Source organism: Salinisphaera japonica YTM-1, assembly GCF_003788585.1.
GTDB classification, from domain to species: Bacteria; Pseudomonadota; Gammaproteobacteria; order Nevskiales; family Salinisphaeraceae; genus Salinisphaera; species Salinisphaera japonica.
This window is the reverse complement of sequence record NZ_AYKG01000006.1, coordinates 1-22,868: the sequence shown is the minus strand read 5'-3', so window position 1 is coordinate 22,868 and position 22,868 is coordinate 1. Positions and strand designations below refer to the sequence as shown.

Here is a 22,868-nt window from a genome sequence, read left to right as displayed (position 1 = left end):
AAATAGACGCGAATGTTGGACCTGGTGGCGCTCGTTGTTTCAATGCTTGGGTCAAATGCTTGCGGGCGCGGATGAATGGTCGTTGGGCGCTTGCTGGCCCGCGGACTTGTCGGCCGGTGTGGTGCAGGCGTGTGTATTTGCGGCTCCGGTCCTGAATGACCGCAAATAAGAGCAGGCTCGGTCGGGTTTGCGGGACTGGCGTGCTGGGTTTCGAGGTACTCGGGCTTAATTTGTCTGGAGACGGACGCGGATAGACACAGATTCAAATCGAGAAACTTCGAGCGTTGAAGCGGGCCGATACCCGTCGTGTTTTCGGTCAGCAGTAGCGCGGGACAACCGCGCTGCCCGACTACGCGCATGTATGAACGCGATATGTCGTCGCCCCATGCCACGTCAATCCTTCAAACCGAGAAACGCCCGCTCTTATTCGCGTTCATTCAGGGACGAAGCCATCTAACTCGAACGCCTGCGAACAACTGGCCGACAGGTCCGCGGGCCAGCCATCGCCTTGCGACCATCCCGCCGCTCCCGCAAGCAGCCAGTCAAAACACGCGAACTAGAGTGCCCACCAAGCCCAATATTCGCGTCTATTGGCGTGCATTTGCGGACCGAAAAAATAAGGCAAAACGCGTCAAAAAAACCAGCACGCCAAGTCCCGCGAACCCGAAAGTGCCCGCGCTTATTCGCGATCATTCAGGAACGAAGCCATCCAAATCGAAACGCCTGCGAACGACCGGCCGAGCCAGCCATCGCCTTGCGACCATCCCGCCGCTCCCGCAAGCAGCTAGTCAAAACACGCGAACTAAAGTACCCACCACGCCCAATATTCGCGTCTATTGGCGTGCATTTGCGGACGAGAAGAGCAAAACGGAACGCACCAACCAACCACGACGCCAAGTCCCGCAAATCCGAAAGCGCCCGCGCTTATTTGCGATTATTCAGGAACGAAGCCCCAAATCTACACGCCTGCGCCACACCGGCCGACAGGTCCGCGAGCCAGCCATCGCCTTGCGACCATCCCGCCCCTCCCGCAAGCAGCCAGTCAAAACGCCCGAACTAGAGTGCCCACCACGCCCAATATTCGCGTCTATTGGCGTGCATTTGCGGACCGGAAGAACAAAGCGGAACGCACCAACAAACAATCACGCAAAGCCCGTCTAACCCTGAAGCGAGCGCGCTTATTCGCGATCATTCAGGAACGAAGCCATCCAAATCGAAACGCCTGCGAACGACTGGCCGACAGGTCCGCGAACCAGCCATCGCCTTGCGACCATCCCGCCGCGCCCGCAGGCAGCCAGCAAAAACGCCCGAGCTAAAGTCCTCGCCACGCCCAATATTCGCGTCTGTTCGCGTGCATTTGCGGACCGGAAAAACCAAGCGGAACGTGCCAACAAGCAGTACACGAGTCTCAAAGAGAGCACAGGGCGCAAGTGGCCACCGCAGGCTATAACGCGAGCGCAGGGCGGCGAGAATCACAAGCCGTGAAGTCGCAACGCCACCTGACGTAAACTGCGCGTTCCTTAGCGACCGAGCGCGCCTGCCCATGGCCGAATCCAAGCTGCCCCCGCATTCGCTCGAGGCCGAACAATCGGTCATCGGCGGTCTGTTGTTGTCTGAGAAAGCCTGGGACGACGTGGCCGGGGCGATCCACGAGGGCGATTTCTATCGCGAGGATCATCGCCTGCTCTATCGCGGCCTGGCGGATCTGGCGGATCGCAACCAGCCGCGCGATCTGGTCACGCTGACCGAGTGGTTGCGGACCAACGACTTGCTCGAAAAAGCGGGTGGGGCGACCTATATCGGCCAGTTGGCCGCGGATATTCCAAGCGCGGCCAATATCAAGGCCTATGCGGATATCGTGCGCGAGCGATCGGTCATGCGCCAGCTCATCCGCGCTGGCGACCAGATCACCACGTCCTCGTTCGATCCGCAGGGCCAGACGGCCGATGAATTGCTGGGCGGGGCCGAGAAAGAGATCTTTGCCATCGCCGAGCGCGGGCGCAAGGGCGGCGAAGGGCCGATCGGCCTCAACGCCCTGCTGACCAAGGCCGTCAATCACATCGAGCAGCTGGTCGCGCGCGAAGGCGCGTTCTCCGGCGTGCCGACCGGCCTGGCCGAGTTCGACAAGCTCACCAATGGCTTGCAGCCGGCCGATCTGTTGATCCTGGCCGGCCGGCCCTCGATGGGCAAGACATCGCTGGCCATGAACATCGTGGAGAACATCGCCATCAAGGAAAAGATTCCGGTGGCCGTGTTCTCTCTGGAAATGCCGGCCGAGCAGCTCGTGATTCGTATGATCTCGTCCTGGGGGCGGGTGGATCAGTCGCGCCTGAGATCCGGCCGGCTGACCGAGGACGATTGGCCAAAGATCACCTCGGCCATCGGGATCATGAACGAGAACGCCAAACTGTTCATCGACGACACGGCCGGCCTGTCGCCGTCGGAAATGCGTGCCCGGGCGCGGCGTCTCAAGCGCGAACACGATATCGGGCTGGTCGTGGTCGATTACCTGCAGCTCATGCAGGTCCCCGGCACCAAGGAAAACCGGACCAACGAAATCTCGGAGATCTCGCGTCAGCTCAAGGCCATGGCCAAGGAGCTCAACGTGCCGGTCATCGCCCTGTCCCAGCTCAACCGCCAGGTCGAGCAGCGTGACAACAAGCGCCCGCGCATGTCGGATCTGCGTGAGTCCGGGGGTATCGAGCAGGACGCCGACGTGATCCTGTTCGTCTATCGTGACGAGGTCTACAACGAAGACAGCGACGACAAGGGCGTGGCCGAGATCATCATCGGCAAGCAGCGTAACGGCCCGCTGGGCGTGGCACGCACGGCGTTCCTGTCGCATCTGACCCGTTTCGAAAATCTGCAGGATCATTACGACGAGGACTTCATCGACTGATGGAACGCGCTGTTGCCACAATCGATCGCGCCGCACTCGTGCATAACCTGGCCCGTGTATGGGACCTGGCACCAGCGCGAGAGGTCTTTGCTGCGGTCAAGGCCGATGGCTATGGCCACGGCGCGGGCGTTGTTGCCACGGCGCTGGCCGAGGCCGGCTGTGACGGGTTTGCGGTCTCCAGCCTCGACGAGGCCCTACAGCTGCGCTGGGCCGGTATTACACGGCCGATCATGACGCTGTCCCAACCGTTGACCGCCGACGTACTGGCGGCGATGGGCGAGCACGGCATCACGCCGGTGATCTTCGAGCGCGCGCATCTGGCCGCGCTGGCCGATTATCGCGGGCCGGAACTCGCCGCCTGGCTCAAACTGGACTCCGGCATGCATCGTCTGGGCTTCCCGGCCTACGAGGCACGTGCCCTGACGGCCGATATCAAGGCCATGACCCAGGTACGGCTGGCCGGCTGCATGACCCATCTGGGCTGTGCCGATGACCCGCGTGATCCGCTGACCCATCATCAGCTGGCCTGTTTCGACGAGGCGCTGACCGGCCTGGACATGCCGCGCTCGATCGCCAATTCGGCCGGCGTGATCGCCTGGCCGGCCAGCCACGCCGACCGGTTGCGTCCGGGCATTATGCTCTATGGCAGCTCGCCGATGACCGACCGCACCAGCGCAGATCTGGATCTGGCACCGGTCATGCACCTGAGCGCGCCGCTGATCAGCCGACGTGATCTGGGCGCGGGTGAGCCAATCGGTTATGGGGCGACCTGGCTCACGCCCGAGCCGATGCCGATCGGCGTGATCGGCATCGGTTATGGCGATGGCTATCCGCGCCACGCGCCCTCGGGTACGCCAGTCGCGATCGGCGATGCCATCGTGCCGCTCGTCGGGCGGGTATCGATGGACATGATCACGGTCGATTTGCGCGCAGCCCCCCATGCCGCCATCGGCGACCGTGCCACGCTCTGGGGCCGCGGCCTGCCCGTCGATGATGTCGCCCAGGCCGCCGGTACCATCGCGTATGAATTATTCTGCCGGTTGACCCCGCGAGTGCGTTTCGACGTTCTGTAGAGGATGTGGCGGTCTTCGTGTTGACGGGGCTTGTCGTGTCGCCCCATCAAATGTCGGGACTAAACATCTAGGCGACGTGCCAGGGCACGCTTGTAGAAGTCGAGTTGATCGGCGTTGGCGCGTCGAAAGCCAGCGCCGCGATAGATATCGAAATGGCCCAGGTGATAATGACGCTCGATGATGTTGTCGTCGCCGTGCTCAACCATGGCCTCGGAGGCCGCCGCCGGGGCCACGCTGTCGTCATCGCAGATCTGGACCAGCACCGGGCAATGGATCTTGCCCAGCTTGCGGCCCGGCCGGTAGAGCGCCAGCGTAGCCACCATGCGCGCGGTCATACGGTTGTCGAAACCATCCGGGGCAATGGCCAGATAGCCCTCACGAGCATCGGGTGTATTCATGGCGGCCAGCTCGCCCGGGCGGCCAACCAGCGGAATACGATAAGGCGCCGCGCCGGCCAGATCCGCCAGCTGGTCGCGCAGGGCGGCGAAGGTGAGTTTGGCCACGTGCCATAGCCCGTTTTGCTTGAGCACTTCCAACACCGAGGCCAGCCCGTCCAGCATCGGGCCCTGGGAGACCACGGCAGCAATCCGTGAATCGGCGGCGGCCGCGGCCACCACATGCCCGCCCGAGAACGACGTGCCCCACAGTGCGATACGCTCGGCGTCCACGCCGTCGACCGCGCGGGCCGCCTTGATCGCGGCACGCCAGTCGGCCTGCTGCGCCGAAACCTTCAGCAGCTGGCGCGGCTGGCCATCGCTGGCCCCGAAATAACGATAATCGAATAGCAGTACGGCGAAGCCGGCCTCGGCAAAGGCCGCGGCATAGGGCGCAAGACCGGCATCGCGCGTGCCGCCCAGGCCGTGGGCCATGACAATACAGGGCACGCCGCGCCCATCCATTCGGCCCTCATGCTGTGCGGCATAGAACCAGGCGCGACAGGTCGTGCCATGACTGTCGAACTCGAAGTCCTCGCGGTCGATATCAGACGATGGCTCGGCGGGCATGGCGGCGTCGGTCATTAGGTGGCTAGCGCGTGCATCGATAGGTCTTGGTCCCTAGTATGCCCGTTTGCTTTTGCCAGCCAAGCGCGAGCCGATTCTGCATGGCCAAATCCAAGACCGTGTTCGTCTGTGAATCCTGTGGTGCCACCCAGCCGAAATGGTCGGGCCAATGCCCGGACTGCGGCGCCTGGAACACGTTGACCGAGACCGTGCCGGCGGCGCCGTCCAAGCCCGGGGCCGCGGCGCCGCCGGTCTCGTTTGGCGACACCACGCCCCAGGTACAGAAGCTCAACGCCATCACGCCGCGCGAGACGCCGCGCACGCCGACCGGCCTGTCCGAGCTGGACCGGGTTCTGGGCGGTGGGCTGGTGCCGGGATCGGTTATTCTCATCGGCGGGGACCCCGGTATCGGCAAGTCCACGCTGCTGCTCCAGGTGCTGGCGCAGTTATCGGCCGATATCCCGGCGCTCTATGACACCGGGGAAGAATCGCTGGAGCAGGTCCAGCTGCGTGCGCAGCGCCTTGGGGTGGCTGATGCGGATCTGGCCGTGCTGGCCGAAACCTGCGTCGAGCGCGTGCTGGCCCTGGCCAAGCCCCAGGCGCCGCGGCTGTTGGTGATCGATTCGATTCAGACTGTCTTCTCCCAGGCACTTTCCTCGGCGCCCGGCAGTGTCTCGCAGGTGCGCGAGTCTGCCTCGATGCTGGTGCGGTTTGCCAAGGCCACGGGCACCGCGCTCATTCTCGTGGGGCATGTGACCAAGGAGGGCACGATCGCCGGGCCGCGTGTGCTTGAGCACATGGTCGATACCGTGCTTTATTTCGAGGCCGAGGCCTCATCGCGTTTCCGGGTGATCCGCGCGGTGAAGAACCGCTTCGGTGCCGTCAACGAACTCGGCGTGTTCGCCATGTCCGGCGCCGGGCTGAAACAGGTCACCAACCCCAGCGCGATCTTTCTATCGCGCCACGAGACCGCCGTGCCGGGCAGCGCGGTCATGGTCACACGCGAGGGATCGCGCCCGATGCTGGTCGAGGTACAGGCGCTGGTCGACGAATCTCAGCTGTCCAATCCGCGCCGCGTCGCGCTGGGTCCCGACGCCCAGCGTTTGGCCATGTTGCTGGCGGTATTGCATCGCCACGGCGGTATTCCGCTAGGCGATCAGGATGTCTTCGTCAACGTCGTCGGCGGTATGCGGGTATCCGAAACCGCGGCCGATCTGGCCGTGCTTCTGGCCGCACTGTCCAGCTTTCGTGACAAGCCGCTGGGCGAGCGGCTGATCATCTTTGGCGAAGTCGGCCTGGCCGGTGAGATCCGGCCCGTGCCCGGCGGCGAGGAGCGCCTGGCCGAGGCCGCCAAGCACGGTTTCACTCGGGCGATCGTGCCCAAGGCCAACGCGCCCAAATCCAAGCGGGTCGGCGAGCTGGAAGTTGTCGGCGTGGCGCGCCTGGGCGATGCCATTGAGGCTGTGACCTCGTCCTAGGTGTGCCGGGCATGGCGGCTTGTTGGCGCGGCCCATTTTTTCCGGTCCGCAAATACACGCCAATTGACATGCACGTGCGGCCGATAACAAGAACGCGGCCCGAAACTCAGCCGTCGTCTGTATCTACAGCACGTGAGCGACGCTTGCGGCGCGGCGGGCGTACCCGCACGGTTTGCACGAGGTTGGCGCCGGTTTCGACGATCTCGAAGACATATTTTCCGATCTTCAAGCGGGTGCCGGGCTCGGGGATGGTTTCGGTCTGTTCGGTGATCAGGCCGTTGACGGTCCGCGGGCCGTCGACCGGCAGGCGCCAGCCGAGCGCCCGGTTGAGCGAGCGTATGGCCACCGTGCCGTCGACGAGATAGCTGTTTTCGCCGTCCATGGCGACATTTTTCACGCGAGTGAGCGGGTCGGTGGTGAACTCACCCACGATCTCTTCAAGGATATCCTCGAGCGTGGCCAGGCCCTGGATATCGCCGTATTCGTCGACCACGAAGCCGATACGGCGCTTCTGGTTCTGGAAATTCAGGAGCTGCTGATTGAGCGGCGTGTTTTCCGGGATGAAATACGGATCGCGCGCCAGGGACAGTAGATGTTCCTTGTCCAGCTCGTTGTTGGACACCAGCGCCAGCATGCGGCGCATGTGCACGATGCCGCGGATCTCGTCGATCGAGCCGTCATAGAGCGGCAGGCGGGTGTGCTGGTTGTGTACGAGTTGTTCGAGGATCTCGGGCCAGGGCTTGCTGATATCGATGCCCACGATCTCGTTGCGCGGCACCATGATGTCTTCGATGGCGGCGTTTTCCATATCCAGAATCGACAACAGCATCTGCTGGTGACGACGCGGAATCATGGCGCCGGCCTCGGTCACGACCGTGCGCAGCTCTTCCGAGGACAGCGAATGGCTGGCGGCGTCATCGGGTGAGACCCGCAGCAGCCACAGCACGCCGCGCCCGGCCGAATTGAACAGATAGACGAGCGGCCAGAACACCCGGAGCAGCGGCTTGTAGATATAAGCCGCCGGATAGGCGATACGCTCGGGATACAACGCCGAGAGCGTTTTCGGCGTGACCTCGGAGAAGATCAGCACCACGATGGTCAGCGCGATCGTGGAGACCACGACGCCGAAATCGCCGTAAAGACGAATGCCGATCACCGTTGCCAGCGACGAGGCGATGATATTGACGAGATTGTTGCCCAGCAGGATCAGCCCGATGAGCTTGTCGGGGGTCTCCAGCATGGCCGCGGCCCGCGTCGCGCCGCCGTGCCCGGTCTGGGCCAGATGCTTCATGCGATAACGGTTCAGGGTCATCAGACCCGTTTCCGAGCCGGAAAAGAATGCCGACAGAATGAGCATGCCGATCAGGATGCAGAACAGCACCCATAAGGGAATCGCGTCCAAGGACTAATAACTCGTGAACAAATGGAATACCCGGCGCGATGCCGGGCGGGCCTCTCAGCTCAGGACCAATGTTCGCCCAAGATAAGCTCGAGTACCAATTTACTGCCGAAGTAAGCCATCACAAGCAGGACATAGCCCACCAGCACGCCGCGCACGGCCAGCCGGCCGCGCCAACCATAGCGCCAGCGTCCAAACAGCAGGGTGGCAAACACCAGCCAGGCGAAGATCGACAGGATTGTCTTGTGCGCGAGATGTTGGGCGAACAGGTTGTCGATGAACAACGCACCGGTGGCGATCGCAAGGCTCAACAGGAAGAACCCGGCGCCGATCAGACGGAACAGGAGTGTCTCCATCGTCTGCAACGGCGGGAGCGTGGCGAACACCCCGGCGGGCGGGCGCCGGCGCAGCTGGCTGTGCTGCAGCGAGAGCACCACGGCCTGTACCGCGCCGAGCGTGAGCAGCCCATAGGCGAGTATCGACAACAGGATATGCGCCTGAATCGGCCAATCCAGCGCTTCGCGCGCGCCGTTGGGGTCGGGCACCAGCAGCCCGGCCACGGCACAGATGGCCGCCACCGGATACATCACCAGCCCCAGCGCGCCGACCGATTCCTTGAGTGAAAACAGCCACAGCAGCAGGGCGGCCTGCCAGGCGAACAGCGACAGTGCGGTGCCCAGGCCGATGATCATCGCCCCGGCCGACAATGTCAGATGAGCCAGCGATACCAGCTGGAGCACCAGCCCAGCCCCGGCCCATAGCGTGACCGGCAGATAGGTCGTGCCCTGGGCATGGTGCTGCCAGACCGCGCGTGTTGCCGCACTGTAGGCCAGGGCTGCCAGCAGGACTTCGATGACCACGAACGCCATCAGTTGCTCGTTTGAACACGCTTCATAACACCGTATTGTGCCGTATTTCATCGTTCGAGAAACGACGACGGCCTGATCGTCGTTATACTAGGGCGCTCGATGGTGATCGGCGATGTGCTGGTTGTGTGTGGCCAAGCCACCGACAGCGCACGATCGCCGACGGCCCGGCGCGATTCCAGAACCGCGCGACACGCGAAAAACCAACGGATTGATGCATGTTCGATTCCTTAAGTGATCGGCTTAATCGCAGCTTCAAGACGCTCTCCGGGCGAGGGCGGCTGACCGAGGACAACATCAAGGCCACGCTGCGCGAAGTGCGCATGGCCTTGCTCGAGGCCGACGTCGCGCTGCCGGTCGTCAAACAGTTCATAGCCGATATCCGTGAGCGGGCGGTCGGCTCCGAGGTCATGACGAGCCTCACGCCCGGTCAGGCGCTGGTCAAGATCGTGCGCGATGAGCTGACCAAGCTGCTGGGCGAGGCCAACGAATCGCTGAACCTGCGCACCAAGCCGCCGGCGGTCGTGCTCATGGCCGGTTTGCAGGGCGCAGGCAAGACCACGTCGGTGGGCAAGCTGGCGCGCTACTTGAAGCAGCGCGAGAAGAAATCCGTGCTGGTGGTTTCCACCGACGTCTATCGTCCGGCGGCCATCGACCAGCTCGAGCGGGTGGCCGGCGACGTCGACGTCGGTTTTCATCCCAGTGCGTCCACCGACAAGCCGGCCAAGATCGCCAAGTCGGCACTCGAGGCCGCGCGCAAGGGCTTTTACGACGTGCTGATCGTGGATACCGCCGGCCGGCTGGGTATCGACGAGAAGATGATGGGCGAGGTGCGCGAGCTGCACAACGTGCTCGACCCCATCGAGACGCTGTTTGTGGTGGATGCCATGACCGGCCAGGACGCAGCCAATACCGCCAAGGCCTTTGGCGATGCGCTGCCCCTGACCGGCGTGGTGTTGACCAAGGTCGACGGTGATGCCCGCGGCGGTGCCGCGCTTTCGGTGCGCGAGATCACCGGCAAGCCGATCAAGTTCCTGGGCACGGGCGAAAAGCTCGACGGCCTGGAGCCGTTCCATCCGGATCGCGTGGCCTCGCGCATCCTGGGCATGGGCGACGTGCTCTCGCTGGTCGAGGAGGCCGAGCACAAGGTCGATCGCGACAAGGCCGACAAGCTGGCCAAGAAGCTCAAGAAAGGCAAGGGCTTTGATCTGAATGACCTGGCCGATCAGCTGCGCCAGATGCAGGAGATGGGCGGTATCGGCGCGCTGATGGAAAAGATGCCCGGCGGGGCCCAGATGCCCAAGGGCATGGCCGGCGCCGCCGACGAGACCCAGGTCACCAAGATGCTGGCGATCGTGGACTCCATGACCAAGCAGGAGCGCAGCTTTCCGGATGTCATCAAATCCTCGCGCAAGCGGCGTATCGCGGCCGGCTCGGGCACACAGGTGCAGGACATCAACCGCCTGCTCAAGCAGCACACCCAGATGCGCAAGATGATGAAGAAGATGAAAGGCGGCGGCATGAAGAAGATGATGCGCGCCATGCAGGGCATGGGCGGCGGCGGTGGTGGTATGCCGCCGGGTATGGGCGGCGGCAGCCTGCCACCCGGCATGGGGCGGTGATCGTCGCCACGTCTTCCAATCTGGCCCAATCAGCGTACAATGCGCGATCTTTGAATGCCGCGTCGTGCAAGCACGCCCGGCATTGATGATCTAGAAGCCAATCACGGCCCCAACAAACGAAACCCGCTATGGTCAAAATCCGGCTCCAACGCTCCGGCGCGAAGAAAAAACCCTTCTACCATATTGTGGTGACCGATAAGCGCAACGCGCGCGACGGCCGCTACCTAGAGCGTCTCGGCTTTTTCAACCCCGTGGCAGTCGGTGGTGAAGTGCCGCTGCGCCTGGACGTCGAGCGCGTCGAGTTCTGGCAGGGCCAGGGCGCCCAGCTGTCCGAGCGCGTGACCAACCTGGTCAAGTCGTTCAATCGGCATGGCGAAGGCGAAGCCGCCAAGCGCGTGGCCCCGCCGGAGTCCAAGGTCAAGGAAGCCAAGAACCAGCAGGTGCCGGCAGGCGCCACGGGCGATATCTCCGAGGCCGGCCCGGAAACGGCCGAGGCCAAGACCGACGAGTCCGGTCTGGACGAAAACGCCAGCTAGCGCACCGTCATGGCCGGGCAGGGTATAGAAACGCCCGTCGTACTCGGCCAGGTGCATGGCCTGTTCGGGGTCAAGGGATGGATCAAGGTCTATTCCCATACACGCCCGATCGAGGCTATTCTCGACTATGACCGGTGGTGGATCGGCCGCGCCAGCCAGGCGCGGCCGTTTCGTGTCCTGGCCGGTCGCATGCAGGGCAAGACCCTGATCGCCCAGCTCGGCGATGATCACGGCAACCCCTTGCCGGACCGCGATGCAGCCGTTGCCTTGCTCGATCTGGATATCGCAGTCGAACGCGACCAGCTTCCGGATCCCGAAGACGGCGAATATTACTGGGTCGATCTTCTTGGCCTGACGGTCATCAATACCCAAAACGTTGCGCTCGGCACCGTCACCGCGATGATGGAAACCGGCGCCAACGATGTATTGGTCGTCACTGGCGAGCGCGAGCGTTTGATTCCGCTGGTGGTCGATATCGTTGTCGTTGATGTCGATTTCGAGGCCGGGCAGATGACGGTCGACTGGGACGCCGACTTCTAGCATCGTGCGTATCGACGTCATCACGCTGTTTCCGGACTGGGTCAGCCAGCTCGAGGCGTTTGGCGTGGTCGGACGAGGGTTGCGTGAGCAGCGCTTGACGCTTGCCTGCTGGAACCCGCGCGATCACGGCCAGCGCGCCGATGGCCGGGTTGATGATCGCCCGTATGGCGGCGGGCCGGGCATGGTCATGCAGTACGGCCCGTTGGCGGCAACACTGGACGCGATTCGCCGGGCACGGGGCGACAGCGCACCGGTCATTCTGATGTCGCCAGCCGGCGAGCGCTTCGATCAGCGCTGGGCCGAGCGGCTGGCCCTAGGCGATGGCTTCATTCTCGTCGCCGGGCGTTATGAAGGTATCGACCAGCGTTTTATCGATCAGCATGTCGATATCGAGTTGTCGATGGGGGATTTTGTCCTGTCCGGGGGAGAGCTGGCGGCCATGACGGTCATCGATGCCGTGGCGCGCCTGGTGGACGGGGTGCTGGGCGATGCCCGCTCGGCGGTCGAGGATTCGTTCACGGCCGATACGCTGGATCATCCGCACTATACGCGTCCGGCAGACCACGCCGAGGCCGGTGACGTGCCGGCGGTTCTGCTGTCGGGCGATCACGCAGCGATTGCGGCCTGGCGCGAGAAACAGGCGTTGGGCATGACGTGGCTCAGACGTCCGGAGCGTGTGGCCGATATGGCCTTGAGCCAGTCACAGACACGTCTTTTAAAAGAATTCATCGCCGAGCAGAACACCGCTACGCACGATGAGTGAAAAAAACGCGTGAAAACGCGTTCTGCGGGGTCACAACACGGATTGTTTCCGGTATACTCCGCCGACTTTGAACGCCGACCCACGGCTCGACGAACACGATTCAGAGGCAGGCCATGAGCAACATCATCGACGAACTCGACGCCGAACAGACAAACGGCAAAGACATTCCGGACTTCTCGGCCGGCGATACCGTCGTGGTGCAGGTGCGCGTGGTCGAAGGCGACCGCGAGCGTCTGCAGGCCTTCGAAGGTGTGGTCATCGCCAAGCGCAACCGCGGCCTGAACTCGGCGTTCACCGTGCGCAAGGTCTCCCACGGCGAAGGCGTGGAGCGTGTCTTCCAGACGTTCTCCCCCGGCATCGCTGAAATCAAGGTGCTGCGTCGCGGTGACGTACGTCGGGCCAAGCTGTACTACCTGCGTGAGCGCAGTGGCAAGTCGGCGCGTATCCGCGAGAAGCTCAAGAAATAGGCTGAACGGCCCGGGCAACAACGGTTGCCTGATCCGCAGATCAAAAAAAGGCGCCTCGATCATCGAGGCGTCTTTTTTGTGTTCGGCTTCAGGCGGGCGAGATGGCATCTAACGCGCGGCGCCAGCCTGCGGCAGGATACGGCTGACGCCCACGAAGCGCCCCCGCCAATAGTCATCAGCCAGTGATACCCGCCGCACGCCGCCGCCCGCCTGGGCCGTGCCGGGCATGGCGAGCACGGCCAGATTGGCCCCGGCCAGCACGCCGACCGTCAGGCGCGAGCCGTCGGGTGCATCGAGTCGCAAGAAGACCAGATCGCCGGGCTGTGCTTCGGACAGCGCGATCGGTTGGCCGGCATCCAGCTGATCGGACAAGGCCCGCGGCAGAGCACGGCCGTTCTGCCGATAGGCGTAATACGCCAGGCCGGCATCGTCATACTGATTCGGGCCGGCCATGTTCGTTGCATAGGCATCGCCGACCTGGGCCAGTGCGGTCGTGGCCACGGTCTGACGCGTGGGCGTGGTCTGTTCCAGGCTTTTTTCCACGCGTGACGTGGTCGGCGAACTGGCGCAGGCGGCAACGAGCAGGGTCACGGCCGCAAGACCGGCAACGGGTTTGTACATGGACAGAATCGAGTGCGAGCGCATCATCGGCTCATGATGCCTAAAGCAGGAACCCCTGCCCAGCACGGTGCCGGGCAGGGACAAAACAAATCAGACTTCGCGGTGCGCGACCTGGCTTTCCACATGGGCATCCCGCGCCGAGTCGTCCTCGGTCAGCGCGTCGAGATATTTCTCGGCGTCAAGTGCGGCCATGCAGCCCGAGCCGGCCGAGGTGATCGCCTGGCGATAGACATGATCCATGACGTCGCCGGCCGCGAACACGCCGGGCATGCTGGTGGCCGTGGCGTTGCCCTGGGTGCCGGACTCGACCTTGATATAGCCGCCTTCCATATCGAGCTGGCTGGCAAAAATATCGGTATTGGGCTTGTGGCCGATCGCGATGAAGATACCGTCGACGGCCAGTTCCTGGGTCTCACCCGACTCGCGATGCTTGATGCGCCCGCCGGTCACGCCCATGTCGTCGCCCAGCACCTCGTCGAGCTCATGATCCCAGACGATCGAGACATTGCCGTTCTCGACCTTGTCGAAGAGCTTGTCGGCCAGGATCTTCTCGCCGCGGAACTTGTCGCGCCGATGCACCACGGTCACATGCGCGGCCAGGTTCGATAGATACAGCGCTTCCTCGAGGGCGGTATTGCCGCCGCCGATCACGGCAACGTTCTTGTTGCGATAGAAGAACCCGTCGCAGGTGGCACAGGCCGAGATCCCGCGGCCCATGAACGCGGCCTCGGATTCCAGGCCGAGATAGCGCGCGGTCGCGCCGGTCGAGATGATCAGTGCATCACAGGTATAGGTGGCGTAATCGCCTTCCAGGCGGTAGGGCCGGGCCGACAGATCCGTGGCATGGATATGATCGTTGACGATACGGGTGTCAAACCGCTCGGCGTGATCCTTCATGCGCGCCATGAGATCCGGGCCCTGCAGACCGTCCACGTCGCCCGGCCAGTTATCCACGTCCGTGGTCGTCATCAGCTGGCCGCCTTGCTCGATGCCGGTGATCATCACCGGATCCAGATTGGCACGGGCGGCATAGACGGCTGCGGTATAACCGGCCGGGCCCGAGCCCAGAATGATCAGGCGATGATGCTGCGGCTGGCTTTCACTCATGACGACGCTCGGCGTGTGTTTGAATGCGATAAACGTGCGGCGGTTGGCCATCGAATTCAAGCGGCCTGCGATACACTCGGGCGCATTGCGTGCGTTTATCGGCCGCGGGCCGACAAGGATGAACCGTGGCGGACAAGCCTTCTTTGTTCCGGCGCGTGACGGGTGGCCTGTGGCGTACCGTCGTGCTGCTGTATTCGTTGTTTTTTCTATTGCTGCTGATCGCGGTGCCGGTGGGCATCTATCTGGCGCTGAATCCGAGCGCGCCGAGCGTGCCGAACAAGGCCGTGCTGGTGGTCGCTCCCTCGGGTGGTCTGGTCGAGCAGGCCAGCGGCGTCGAGTCGATACTCTCGAGCCTGGGCCGCGCTGCGGATACGCCCAGTGTGACGCGGGATCTGATCACCGCCCTCGACCGGGCGACAAACGACGACCGTATCCGCCAGGTACTGCTCAAACTTGATGATTTTTCTGGCGCCACGCCGGGCCAGCTGCAGGATCTGGTGGGTGCGATCGATCGTTTCCGCGCCTCGGGCAAGCCCGTCATTGCCTGGTCGGATGCCTATAGTCAGGCGCAGTACGCGCTGGCAAGCCATGCCGATACGGTGGCGCTCGACCCGCTGGGCTATGTGCTGCTGACCGGCTACGGCGTGTACAACAATTATTACAAGGACGCCATCGACAAGCTCGGCGTCAACGTCAACGTGTTTCGTGTCGGCAAGTACAAATCCTTTGTCGAGCCGTATATCCGTAACGATATGTCCGACGAGGCCCGAGACGACGCGCTGGCCTGGTCGGGCACGCTCTGGGGCATCTATCGTGATCAGATCAGTGCGGCCCGTGACGTGACCGCCAAGGACATCGACGGCTATATCGACACCTACGCCACGCGCCTGGAAGACAGCGACGGCGATGCCGCCCGGCTGGCCCGCGATGCCGGGCTCGTCGATCGCGTGGCCAGCATCAACGCGCTGCGCCCGGATCTGGTGGCCGCCGTTGGCCAGACGGCGGATAAATCAACCTTCAACCAGATCGGCATCGAAGGGTATCTGGCCGATACCGGCCCCGCCGCCCCGGCCGATGGCAGCAAGCAGCTGGCCGTGGTCACCATCGAAGGCAGTATCGTGGATGGGCCGTCCACCCCGGGCTCGGCCGGCGGCGACACCGTTTCGCAGCTGATCGACTCGGCCCGGCGTGATGATGCGATCGGCGGGCTGCTGCTGCGCGTGAACTCACCGGGGGGCTCGGTCACAGCCTCCGAACAGATCCGGCGTGCGCTGGTGGCACTCAAGCAGGCCGGTAAACCGGTGGTCGTTTCGATGGCCGGCGTGGCGGCCTCGGGCGGTTATTGGGTGTCGATGAACGCCGACGAGATCTGGGCGGAGCCCGCGACCATCACCGGCTCGATCGGCATCTTCGCGATCGTGCCGACCTTCAACGAGCCGCTCAATCGGTTGGGTATCCATACCGACGGCGTGGGCACCACCGAACTGGCCGGGGCCATGCGCCTGGACAAGCCCTTGACCGATCAGGCCAAGCGTATTCTTCAGGCCGGTATCGAGCACGGCTACGACACCTTCGTGAGCAACGTGGCCCAGGCCCGCGGCCTGTCGCGCGACGCGGTGGACTCGATCGCCCAGGGCCGGGTCTGGGCCGGGGTGGATGCCAAGCGCATCGGTCTGGTCGACGCGCTCGGCGGGCCGATGGCCGCCCAGGCCGCACTGGCCAAGCGCATGGGTCTGGCGCCGGACAACGTATCGATCAAGACGCTGCAGCCGCCGACCAACTGGCGCGGCGCGCTGTCTCAGGCGATCGGCATCGGTGCGATCGACGCCTTGTTGCCGGACTGGTTGGCCGAGGCGAGCCGCGCGTCGGGCGCATCAGCCGCACTGGCCACGCTCAACGATCCCAACGGCATGTATGCCCGCTGTTTCTGCACGATCGAAGACCGCAGCGTGTCGCTGTCTGCGGTGCAATAAAGGAGCCACATATGGGACTGCTCATCGACGGCGTCTGGCATGACCAGGGCTACGACACCGAGGCCCACGGCGGTGCATTCGTACGCGAGTCGCCGGGGTTTCGTAACTGGATACGCGCCGGTGAAGACGAGCCGTTCACGCCCGAGGCCGGCCGGTATCATCTATACGTATCGCTGGCTTGCCCGTGGGCGCATCGCGCGCTGATCCTGCGCCGCTTGAAAGGCCTGGAAGACATCATCGGCGTGTCGGTTGTCGACCCGTACATGGGCGAAAAAGGCTGGCAGTTCTCGACCGTACGCGGCGCGGTGCCGGATCCGCTCTATGGCCTGTCGTATCTGCACGAGCTGTATCAGAAGGCCGCGCCCGATTACACCGGACGCGTGACCACGCCCACGCTCTGGGACAGGCGCCACGAAACCATCGTGTCGAACGAATCGGCCGATATCATCCGCATGTTCAACAGCGTATTCGACGATATGGCCGGGCAGCCGGAGGCTGACTATGTCCCCGCCGAGCTGCTGGCCGAGATCGACCGGGTGAACGAAGCCACCTATGAGCCGTTGAACAACGGCGTTTACAAGGCCGGTTTTGCCACCTCGCAAGCAGCCTACGAAAATGCCTATGGCGAAGTCTTCGAAACCCTGGACTGGTTGGACACGCGCCTGGCGCATCAGCGCTACGCTGCTGGCGGGCGCATCACCGAGGCCGACTGGCGTATCTTCGTGACTCTTGTGCGCTTCGACGCCGTCTACTACAGCCACTTCAAGTGCAATGAGCGCCGTATCGCCGACTACACCCATCTGTCGGGCTATCTACGCGAGCTCTATCAAGTGCCCGGCGTGGCCGAAACGGTCGATATGAACCATATCAAGCAGCACTATTTCCGCAGCCATCCGGATATCAATCCAAGCGGCGTCGTTCCACTGGGCCCAGCGCTCGACTTTAATGCGCCGCACGGGCGGGATCATCTGGGCTTGTCGAATGGTTCCTGAAATACTCGTCCGCGAATAAACGCGAATTAAGGAAAGACAATCCGCAGATCCACGCCGATTAACGCAGATAAAAAAGATGAATGGGATAGCTCTCTGGGCCCAATATGAAGCGCGTTTATCCTTGAAAGCTTTCTCGTGTCCAGCGTCGCGTGAATTATGACGCTAGGCTTGGAACTATCGCTTGAGTCATCTGCGTTGAATCTGCGTCCATCTGCGGATAACTGCCTGTATTCATTCGCTTTGAATCGCATGGTGTCTGAAATATTCGTCCGCGGATAAACGCAAATAAACGCGAACGAATACAGATGGTTGTCCGCAGATTACGCAGATTGCACAGATTAAAAGCAAAAGAAATCGAGAGTTCAGAAGATGATCTTCTAGTCGCAGTCCGATCTCTCTCATGGCGCTTGACCAATCTGCGCAATCTGTGAAATCTGCGGATTGTCTTTTCTTATTCGCGTTTATTTGCGTTCATTCGCGGACGATTCTTCCAGCGCCGCGTCGACCATGCTCTGAAGTGCCAACGGCCGGTTGGTGAAGATCCAGGGCACGCCGCGGGCGATTTCGTGCATCAGCGCGCTGTGTTGGGTGAGAAAGCCGCTGCCGATAAACGCATTGTCGGCGGTGAGCGTGTCGATATCGGCCTGGCGAATGAACAGAAACGGGCCGGCGATGCCGCCACACGGGTGTTGTTTCGACCACGCGCGCATGTCGCGCCAGTTGGTCTTGGCCACGATGACGCGTGCTGCGGCGGGCGTATCGGCCACGGCATCGAACAGGGCCGGTACAAGCGAAAGGAAGCGATAATCGCGCACCGGCACCAGATCGTGCAGGGCAGCGTGCAGGCGTTGCTCGGCCACGGGCGTGCCGCGTTCCTTAAGCTCGATCATCAACACCGCGCGCCGGGCGTAGCGCGCGATCATCGTGTTCAGATGCGCCACGGCAGGCGCCTGTCGTTGCAGCTCGGCCCAGCTCAGATCAGCGATCGCGGTATCGATGTCGAAGGTGCGGGCCAGGGTCGCGTCGTGGTGGACGACCGGCTCATCGTCGCGGGTATAGCGGATATCGAATTCGATGGCGCCCACGCCGGCGGCCACCACCGGGTCGAAGGCGGCCAGCGTGTTTTCAATGATCTGTTTGCCATCACGCTCGCCGCGATGCGCCACGATGACGGTGCGGGCCAGCTGCTCTGGCGTCGGCTTGTGGGCCCGCAGGCCCACAAGCCGTTCGCAGCCGGCAAGCAGAATATGTTCGAGCCAGGGCGCCAAAGCCGGTCCTGAAAAAGAGGGCGTGGCCGGCAGTATGCCCGGAGCCGGCGGCTGGCGTATTCTGGGCGGCCTCAGTCCGCGGCTTTTTTCACGCATGAAGACAGCGACCCGTCTCGCCCACGCCGGCCGTACGCCGGCCGCGCACCACGGCATGGTCAATACGCCGGTCTATCACGCCTCGACCGTGCTGTTTGAAAGCCTGGCCGATTTCGATGCCTCCGAGCGCGACCCGTTCACGGGCGTGCACTATGGCCGCCTGGGCACGCCCACGCAGTTTTCCTTCGAGGCGGCGGTGGCCGACATCGAAGGCGCGCATGGCTGTGTCTCGACCTGTTCGGGGCTGGCGGCCATCGCCATCGCGATACTGAGCGTGGCGCGAGCGGGCGCGCATATTCTCGTGGCCGATAACGTCTATGGCCCGACGCGCAAGTTCTGTGACGGCCTGCTGGCGCGTTACGGCGTGACTGCCGAGTATTTCGACCCGCTGATCGCGGCCGATGAACTGGCGCGATACATCACGCCCGAGACCTGTGCCGTGTTTGTCGAAGCGCCGGGCTCGCTGACTTTCGAGATCGCCGACGTACCGGGCCTGGCCGCCACGGCCCATGCCCATGGCCTGACCGTGATCGCGGATAACACCTGGGGCACGCCACTCTATTTCGACAGCCTGGCCCACGGCGTGGATCTATCGGTGCATGCCGCCACGAAGTATATCGTGGGCCATTCCGATGCCATGCTCGGCACGATCAGCGCGGTCGATGAGACGCGTTATCAGGGGATTCGGCGCACCGCGATCGCGCTGGGTTACTGTGCCGGGCCGGACGATGTCTATCTCGGTGCCCGGGGGCTGCGCACGCTGGGCCAGCGTCTGCCGGTACACGAGGCCAACGCTCTGGCGCTGGCCAACTGGCTGGCCGAACAGCCCGGCGTTGCGCGGGTGATCCACCCGGCGCGGGCGGATCATCCACAGCACGAGCGCTGGCTGCGTGATTTTTCGGGCGCCTGCGGGCTGTTCGCCGTCGAGTTGGCGCCCATCGATCGCACCCGGCTTGCCCAGCTGATCGACGGCCTGGACTTCTATGGCCTGGGCGCGTCCTGGGGCGGCTATGAAAGCCTCGTGTTGCCGGTGGACCCGAGCCATAGCCGAAGCGCGAAGACCTGGCAGACCGATGGCCCGTTACTGCGCATTCACGCCGGGCTCGAACATATCGACGATCTGGTCGACGACATGGCCGCCGGGCTGGCCCGCGCCGGACTGTGATGCCCGGCGCGAGGCGTGGCAACTAGCGCGTGTCGCGCGCCAGGCGCAGCCCGGCAAAGACATGGCGGTGTGTCGGCGGGTAGAAGTTACGAAAGCCGGGGCGGATGACATCGGCCTCGGTGTGTCTCGAAGCCCCGCGGGCCACGAAATGCGCGCCGTCGAACCAGGGCAGCGAATACTCGTCGTAGGGAAACGGTGAAAAACCGGGATAAGCGGCAAAGGCATCGTCGCACCATTCCCAGACCTGGGCCGTGGCAGCCAGCTTGTCGCGGCGGCGTGCGGCCTCCCATTCGGCCTCGCGCGGCAGGCGAGCGCCGGCCCAGGCGGCAAACGCTCTGGCCTCATACCAGCCGATGCCGTGTACGGGGTCGTCGCTGGTCGTGCCGATACGCCCGGCCAGATCGTTCACGCGCCAGCCCGTACTCGCGGCCTGCCAGTGCTGTGGCCGATCAATACCGTGCTCGCAGCGCCACGCCCAGCCGGCGGGATCCCACAGGGTGGGGTCGTCATAGCCGCCGGCGTTCATGAAGGCCAGCCACTGGCCGTTGGTCACCGGGGCATCGGCAATGGCAAAGGCCGCGAGTGCGATCGTTTGAACCGGCTGCTCGTTGTCGTAGGCATCCACGTGATCGGTGCCGAGTGTGACCGATGCACCGGCCAGGCTTTCAAAACGCGTGTCCAGCGCACGGGCCACGATGGGGGACGTGCTCGGCGAGGCTGCCAGCGCGAGCTGGGCTTCGGCCATGCGCACGGTTTCCAGGTGCTGGGCGTAGTGCTGGCGCACGAACGACAACAGATAGCCGTTATCCAGCAACGGATGCCGGGTGTGCTCGGCGCGCGCCCAGTAGCCGTCGTTGATGGCGGCGATATCTTGTGTCCAGGCCCGCATCTCGGTCGGGCCCGGCAGGCGTGCACTGCGCTCACCCTTGGTACAGAGCTCGGGGAAGTAGAGCGTGCGCCACGGGTCGGTGACGGTGGTATCGCCGAAGACACGCTCGGCCAGCCAGTAGTTCTCGACAAAGAACATATGGCCGACGTGCCAGAGCAGCGGCGAAAGATCAGGATGCGCCTGGCGGCGCAGCGTGGCCTCGTCGTAGGCGGCCAGGACGCTACGTGTACGTTCGCGCAGGCGGGCCAGACGGGTTGGGGGATTGGCGGTCATGAAGCGCCATTGATGTTGGTTATGCGCTCACCGTAACAAAGCTTTCCGCACTAACGGCTGACCAGCCTGGAGAATCATCGAAGGCTTCCGAGGCCACGACCTGCCCGCCCTGCCAATCGTGATGCACGTAGAGCGAGGGGGCGGGCGCGTTGACGCTGCTGCGCAGGCCCGTCATGGCCTGCCCGTCGGTCACGATCATGTTCAACAGCGCCTTGCGCGACGGTGTCTCGCCCAGCAGGGCCAGCGTGCGCTCGTGCGCGCGGGCCAGTTTTTCGGCCGGTGTGCCGGGCTGGGAGCGCAGCAGGGCAAACAGATACTCGGAATCCGTGTTGCCGTTGATGTCTTCCTCGATGGCCGGATCGATCTCGGCGCGCATTCGGGCGCGTATCCCCTCGGAAAAGCGCTCGATATAACCGTTATGCACGAAGATCAGCCCGTCGCCGGTAAACGGCTGGGTGTTGGCATGGTCGGTGCCCAGGCCGCTGGTCGCGCTGCGTACGTTGGCCAGCCACACGGGCCGGGTGAGGCTGCGCGACAGGGCGTCGAGATTGCCGTCGGCCCAGATCGGCAGGATATGACGATAGACCGCTGGCACATGGGCATCGTCGTACCAGGCCACGCCCCAGCCGTCGGCGTTGACGGTCGAGCTGATTGTCTCGCGCGCGTCCCAGGCCTGTCGCGCCAGGCTGTGCGGCGGGGCGCTCAAGAACGTGTCCAGACGACACGGGGCGCCGATGAAAGCAGCGATACGACACATGAAAACGGTCCAGGCGATACAGCAGCCGCCCATGATAACGTCAGTGCAATTCTCTTATCGGACGAGACATGTCAGACATGCCCAGCGATGCACGGGTTGTGCATCACGGGGTGACGCCCACGCGCCGAATCCCCAGCCTGATCGACGACGTACGCGCCAGCCTGCTACAGGCACCCAGAACACTGCCGCCGAAATACTTCTATGATGACCGGGGCTCGCAGCTGTTCGAGGCCATCTGCGAAACACCGGAGTATTATCCGACGCGCACCGAGGACGCACTGCTGGCTCAGGCCAGCGATGCCATCATCGCCCGCGTGGCCCCCGATCATCTGATCGAGCTGGGCAGCGGCAGCTCGAAAAAGACCCGACACCTGATCGCGGCCTGTCATCGGGCCGGTGTGGCCACACGCTACTGGCCGTTCGAGGTCAGCAGCCAGATCATGCTCGATGCGGCCGATGCGCTGGTCGACGACTACCCCTGGCTGCGCGTGGACGCCATGAGCGGCGATTACACGGGCGGGCTGTCGAACCTGCCGCTGGCTGAGGACGGCGGGCGGCGTCTGTTCGTGTTTCTTGGCGGCACGCTGGGTAACTTCGAGCCCGAGGCCGCCGCGGCGATGCTCGACGAGATCGGTGCCTTGATGAACCCGGGCGATGCGCTCTTGCTGGGGTTGGACCGCGTGAAGGACCCGGGCGTGCTGGAAGCGGCCTACGACGACCGCGCCGGCCATACCGCGGCCTTCAATCGCAACGTGATCAACGTGCTCAACCGCGAGCTGGGCGGCGACATGCCGATCGAGGCCTATGGTCATCAAGCCGTGTTCAACGAAGAAGACGAGCGTATCGAGATGTGGCTGGTCGCCCAGCAGGCCCATGAGGTCTACTTCAGCGCGCTCGATGCCGGCTTTGTCATGCAGGCCGGCGAGGGCATCCTGACCGAGATCAGCCGCAAATTCACGCGACAGACCATTGATGATCTGCTCGCGCGCTGCGACATGGCCGCCATGGATCATTTCGAGGCCGAGAATCAGGCGTACTCGCTGATACTGGCCACCCGCGCATAGGCGTGTTTAATGCCCCGCG

At 63.6% G+C, this 22,868-nt stretch carries 19 protein-coding genes and 1 pseudogene; 12 read left to right on the top strand and 8 right to left on the bottom strand.

The annotated features are described in order from the left end of the window. Positions 1 to 1,543: 1,543 nt before the first annotated feature. Positions 1,544 to 2,899, top strand: a complete 1,356-nt coding sequence (gene dnaB / locus SAJA_RS02970; protein WP_123657171.1) for a replicative DNA helicase — start codon at positions 1,544 to 1,546, stop codon at positions 2,897 to 2,899. Next, the gene (gene alr, locus SAJA_RS02965) at positions 2,899 to 3,972 is read left to right on the top strand and encodes an alanine racemase (protein WP_123657170.1); all 1,074 of its coding nucleotides are present in this window, start codon (positions 2,899 to 2,901) and stop codon (positions 3,970 to 3,972) included. Before dnaB ends, alr begins: the two co-directional genes overlap by 1 nt. 59 nt (positions 3,973 to 4,031) lie before the next feature. Here the strand turns inward: alr and SAJA_RS02960 are convergent, their stop codons facing one another. Then, positions 4,032 to 4,991 (bottom strand): alpha/beta hydrolase, encoded by a 960-nt coding sequence (locus tag SAJA_RS02960; RefSeq protein ID WP_221180099.1) that lies wholly within the window; start codon positions 4,989 to 4,991, stop codon positions 4,032 to 4,034. A gap of 83 nt (positions 4,992 to 5,074) precedes the next feature. Between SAJA_RS02960 and radA the strand changes: the two genes are divergently transcribed. Next, a complete protein-coding gene (gene radA / locus SAJA_RS02955; protein WP_123657169.1) occupies positions 5,075 to 6,451 on the top strand; it encodes a DNA repair protein RadA in 1,377 nt (458 codons plus the stop codon). A 106-nt stretch (positions 6,452 to 6,557) separates the two neighbouring features. Here the strand turns inward: radA and SAJA_RS02950 are convergent, their stop codons facing one another. Then, entirely contained in the window at positions 6,558 to 7,853 is a 1,296-nt protein-coding gene (locus SAJA_RS02950) for an HlyC/CorC family transporter (RefSeq protein WP_148070953.1), read from the bottom strand. A 59-nt stretch (positions 7,854 to 7,912) separates the two neighbouring features. Next, the gene (locus tag SAJA_RS02945; protein ID WP_123657168.1) at positions 7,913 to 8,719 is read right to left on the bottom strand and encodes a cytochrome C assembly family protein; all 807 of its coding nucleotides are present in this window, start codon (positions 8,717 to 8,719) and stop codon (positions 7,913 to 7,915) included. 215 nt (positions 8,720 to 8,934) lie between these two features. Here SAJA_RS02945 and ffh point away from each other — a divergent pair, with 215 nt between their 5' ends. The 5 genes and pseudogenes from ffh to rplS all read left to right on the top strand — a co-directional run bounded on the left by ffh (position 8,935) and on the right by rplS (position 12,644). Next, on the top strand, positions 8,935 to 10,338 hold the full coding sequence (ffh, locus tag SAJA_RS02940) for a signal recognition particle protein (RefSeq protein WP_123657167.1): 1,404 nt from the start codon (positions 8,935 to 8,937) through the stop codon (positions 10,336 to 10,338). A gap of 128 nt (positions 10,339 to 10,466) precedes the next feature. Further along, a pseudogene (rpsP, locus tag SAJA_RS15330) lies at positions 10,467 to 10,703 on the top strand (30S ribosomal protein S16); the annotation flags it as partial. A 180-nt stretch (positions 10,704 to 10,883) separates the two neighbouring features. Beyond that, positions 10,884 to 11,414 (top strand): ribosome maturation factor RimM, encoded by a 531-nt coding sequence (rimM, locus tag SAJA_RS02930; RefSeq protein ID WP_123657165.1) that lies wholly within the window; start codon positions 10,884 to 10,886, stop codon positions 11,412 to 11,414. A 4-nt stretch (positions 11,415 to 11,418) separates the two neighbouring features. Next, positions 11,419 to 12,177 (top strand): tRNA (guanosine(37)-N1)-methyltransferase TrmD, encoded by a 759-nt coding sequence (gene trmD, locus SAJA_RS02925; protein ID WP_123657164.1) that lies wholly within the window; start codon positions 11,419 to 11,421, stop codon positions 12,175 to 12,177. Between the two features lie 113 nt (positions 12,178 to 12,290). After that, complete coding sequence (rplS, locus tag SAJA_RS02920; RefSeq protein ID WP_123657163.1) at positions 12,291 to 12,644, top strand: 50S ribosomal protein L19; 354 nt, start codon at positions 12,291 to 12,293, stop codon at positions 12,642 to 12,644. A 108-nt stretch (positions 12,645 to 12,752) separates the two neighbouring features. On the opposite strand, the gene SAJA_RS02915 is transcribed toward rplS, so the two are convergent. After that, positions 12,753 to 13,265, bottom strand: coding sequence for a C40 family peptidase (locus SAJA_RS02915; protein WP_184999717.1), 513 nt, complete (start codon positions 13,263 to 13,265; stop codon positions 12,753 to 12,755). A 90-nt stretch (positions 13,266 to 13,355) separates the two neighbouring features. Continuing rightward, complete coding sequence (gene trxB, locus SAJA_RS02910; protein ID WP_221180098.1) at positions 13,356 to 14,372, bottom strand: thioredoxin-disulfide reductase; 1,017 nt, start codon at positions 14,370 to 14,372, stop codon at positions 13,356 to 13,358. A gap of 125 nt (positions 14,373 to 14,497) precedes the next feature. Between trxB and sppA the strand changes: the two genes are divergently transcribed. Beyond that, entirely contained in the window at positions 14,498 to 16,345 is a 1,848-nt protein-coding gene (sppA, locus tag SAJA_RS02905) for a signal peptide peptidase SppA (RefSeq protein WP_123657160.1), read from the top strand. Positions 16,346 to 16,356: 11 nt separating this feature from the next. Beyond that, on the top strand, positions 16,357 to 17,337 hold the full coding sequence (locus tag SAJA_RS02900) for a glutathione S-transferase family protein (RefSeq protein WP_123657159.1): 981 nt from the start codon (positions 16,357 to 16,359) through the stop codon (positions 17,335 to 17,337). A 461-nt stretch (positions 17,338 to 17,798) separates the two neighbouring features. Here SAJA_RS02900 and SAJA_RS02895 read toward each other — a convergent pair whose 3' ends face one another. Then, positions 17,799 to 18,605 (bottom strand): glycerophosphodiester phosphodiesterase, encoded by an 807-nt coding sequence (locus SAJA_RS02895; RefSeq protein ID WP_184999716.1) that lies wholly within the window; start codon positions 18,603 to 18,605, stop codon positions 17,799 to 17,801. Positions 18,606 to 18,699: 94 nt separating this feature from the next. On the opposite strand from SAJA_RS02895, the gene metC reads away from it, so the two are divergent. Beyond that, positions 18,700 to 19,866: a cystathionine beta-lyase gene (gene metC, locus SAJA_RS02890; RefSeq protein WP_123657157.1), complete on the top strand. Its 1,167-nt coding sequence runs from the start codon at positions 18,700 to 18,702 to the stop codon at positions 19,864 to 19,866. Positions 19,867 to 19,888: 22 nt separating this feature from the next. Here the strand turns inward: metC and SAJA_RS02885 are convergent, their stop codons facing one another. Together SAJA_RS02885 and SAJA_RS02880 are read right to left on the bottom strand one after the other, a co-directional pair. Next, positions 19,889 to 21,028: an SUMF1/EgtB/PvdO family nonheme iron enzyme gene (locus SAJA_RS02885; protein ID WP_123657156.1), complete on the bottom strand. Its 1,140-nt coding sequence runs from the start codon at positions 21,026 to 21,028 to the stop codon at positions 19,889 to 19,891. A gap of 19 nt (positions 21,029 to 21,047) precedes the next feature. Then, positions 21,048 to 21,785, bottom strand: a complete 738-nt coding sequence (locus SAJA_RS02880) for a class II glutamine amidotransferase (protein WP_184999715.1) — start codon at positions 21,783 to 21,785, stop codon at positions 21,048 to 21,050. A 68-nt stretch (positions 21,786 to 21,853) separates the two neighbouring features. Between SAJA_RS02880 and egtD the strand changes: the two genes are divergently transcribed. Beyond that, positions 21,854 to 22,849, top strand: coding sequence for an L-histidine N(alpha)-methyltransferase (egtD, locus tag SAJA_RS02875; RefSeq protein ID WP_123657154.1), 996 nt, complete (start codon positions 21,854 to 21,856; stop codon positions 22,847 to 22,849). Positions 22,850 to 22,868: the final 19 nt, after the last annotated feature.

Bases quoted from the DNA above. Each gene is read 5' to 3' on its own strand.
- dnaB (WP_123657171.1), top strand. From the start codon at position 1,544: ATGGCCGAATCCAAGCTGCCCCCGCATTCGCTCGAGGCCGAACAATCG.
- alr (WP_123657170.1), top strand. From the start codon at position 2,899: ATGGAACGCGCTGTTGCCACAATCGATCGCGCCGCACTCGTGCATAAC.
- SAJA_RS02960 (WP_221180099.1), bottom strand. From the start codon at position 4,991: ATGACCGACGCCGCCATGCCCGCCGAGCCATCGTCTGATATCGACCGC.
- radA (WP_123657169.1), top strand. From the start codon at position 5,075: ATGGCCAAATCCAAGACCGTGTTCGTCTGTGAATCCTGTGGTGCCACC.
- SAJA_RS02945 (WP_123657168.1), bottom strand. From the start codon at position 8,719: ATGGCGTTCGTGGTCATCGAAGTCCTGCTGGCAGCCCTGGCCTACAGT.
- ffh (WP_123657167.1), top strand. From the start codon at position 8,935: ATGTTCGATTCCTTAAGTGATCGGCTTAATCGCAGCTTCAAGACGCTC.
- rimM (WP_123657165.1), top strand. From the start codon at position 10,884: ATGGCCGGGCAGGGTATAGAAACGCCCGTCGTACTCGGCCAGGTGCAT.
- rplS (WP_123657163.1), top strand. From the start codon at position 12,291: ATGAGCAACATCATCGACGAACTCGACGCCGAACAGACAAACGGCAAA.
- SAJA_RS02915 (WP_184999717.1), bottom strand. From the start codon at position 13,265: ATGTACAAACCCGTTGCCGGTCTTGCGGCCGTGACCCTGCTCGTTGCC.
- trxB (WP_221180098.1), bottom strand. From the start codon at position 14,372: ATGAGTGAAAGCCAGCCGCAGCATCATCGCCTGATCATTCTGGGCTCG.
- SAJA_RS02900 (WP_123657159.1), top strand. From the start codon at position 16,357: ATGGGACTGCTCATCGACGGCGTCTGGCATGACCAGGGCTACGACACC.
- metC (WP_123657157.1), top strand. From the start codon at position 18,700: ATGAAGACAGCGACCCGTCTCGCCCACGCCGGCCGTACGCCGGCCGCG.
- SAJA_RS02885 (WP_123657156.1), bottom strand. From the start codon at position 21,028: ATGACCGCCAATCCCCCAACCCGTCTGGCCCGCCTGCGCGAACGTACA.
- SAJA_RS02880 (WP_184999715.1), bottom strand. From the start codon at position 21,785: ATGTGTCGTATCGCTGCTTTCATCGGCGCCCCGTGTCGTCTGGACACG.
- egtD (WP_123657154.1), top strand. From the start codon at position 21,854: ATGTCAGACATGCCCAGCGATGCACGGGTTGTGCATCACGGGGTGACG.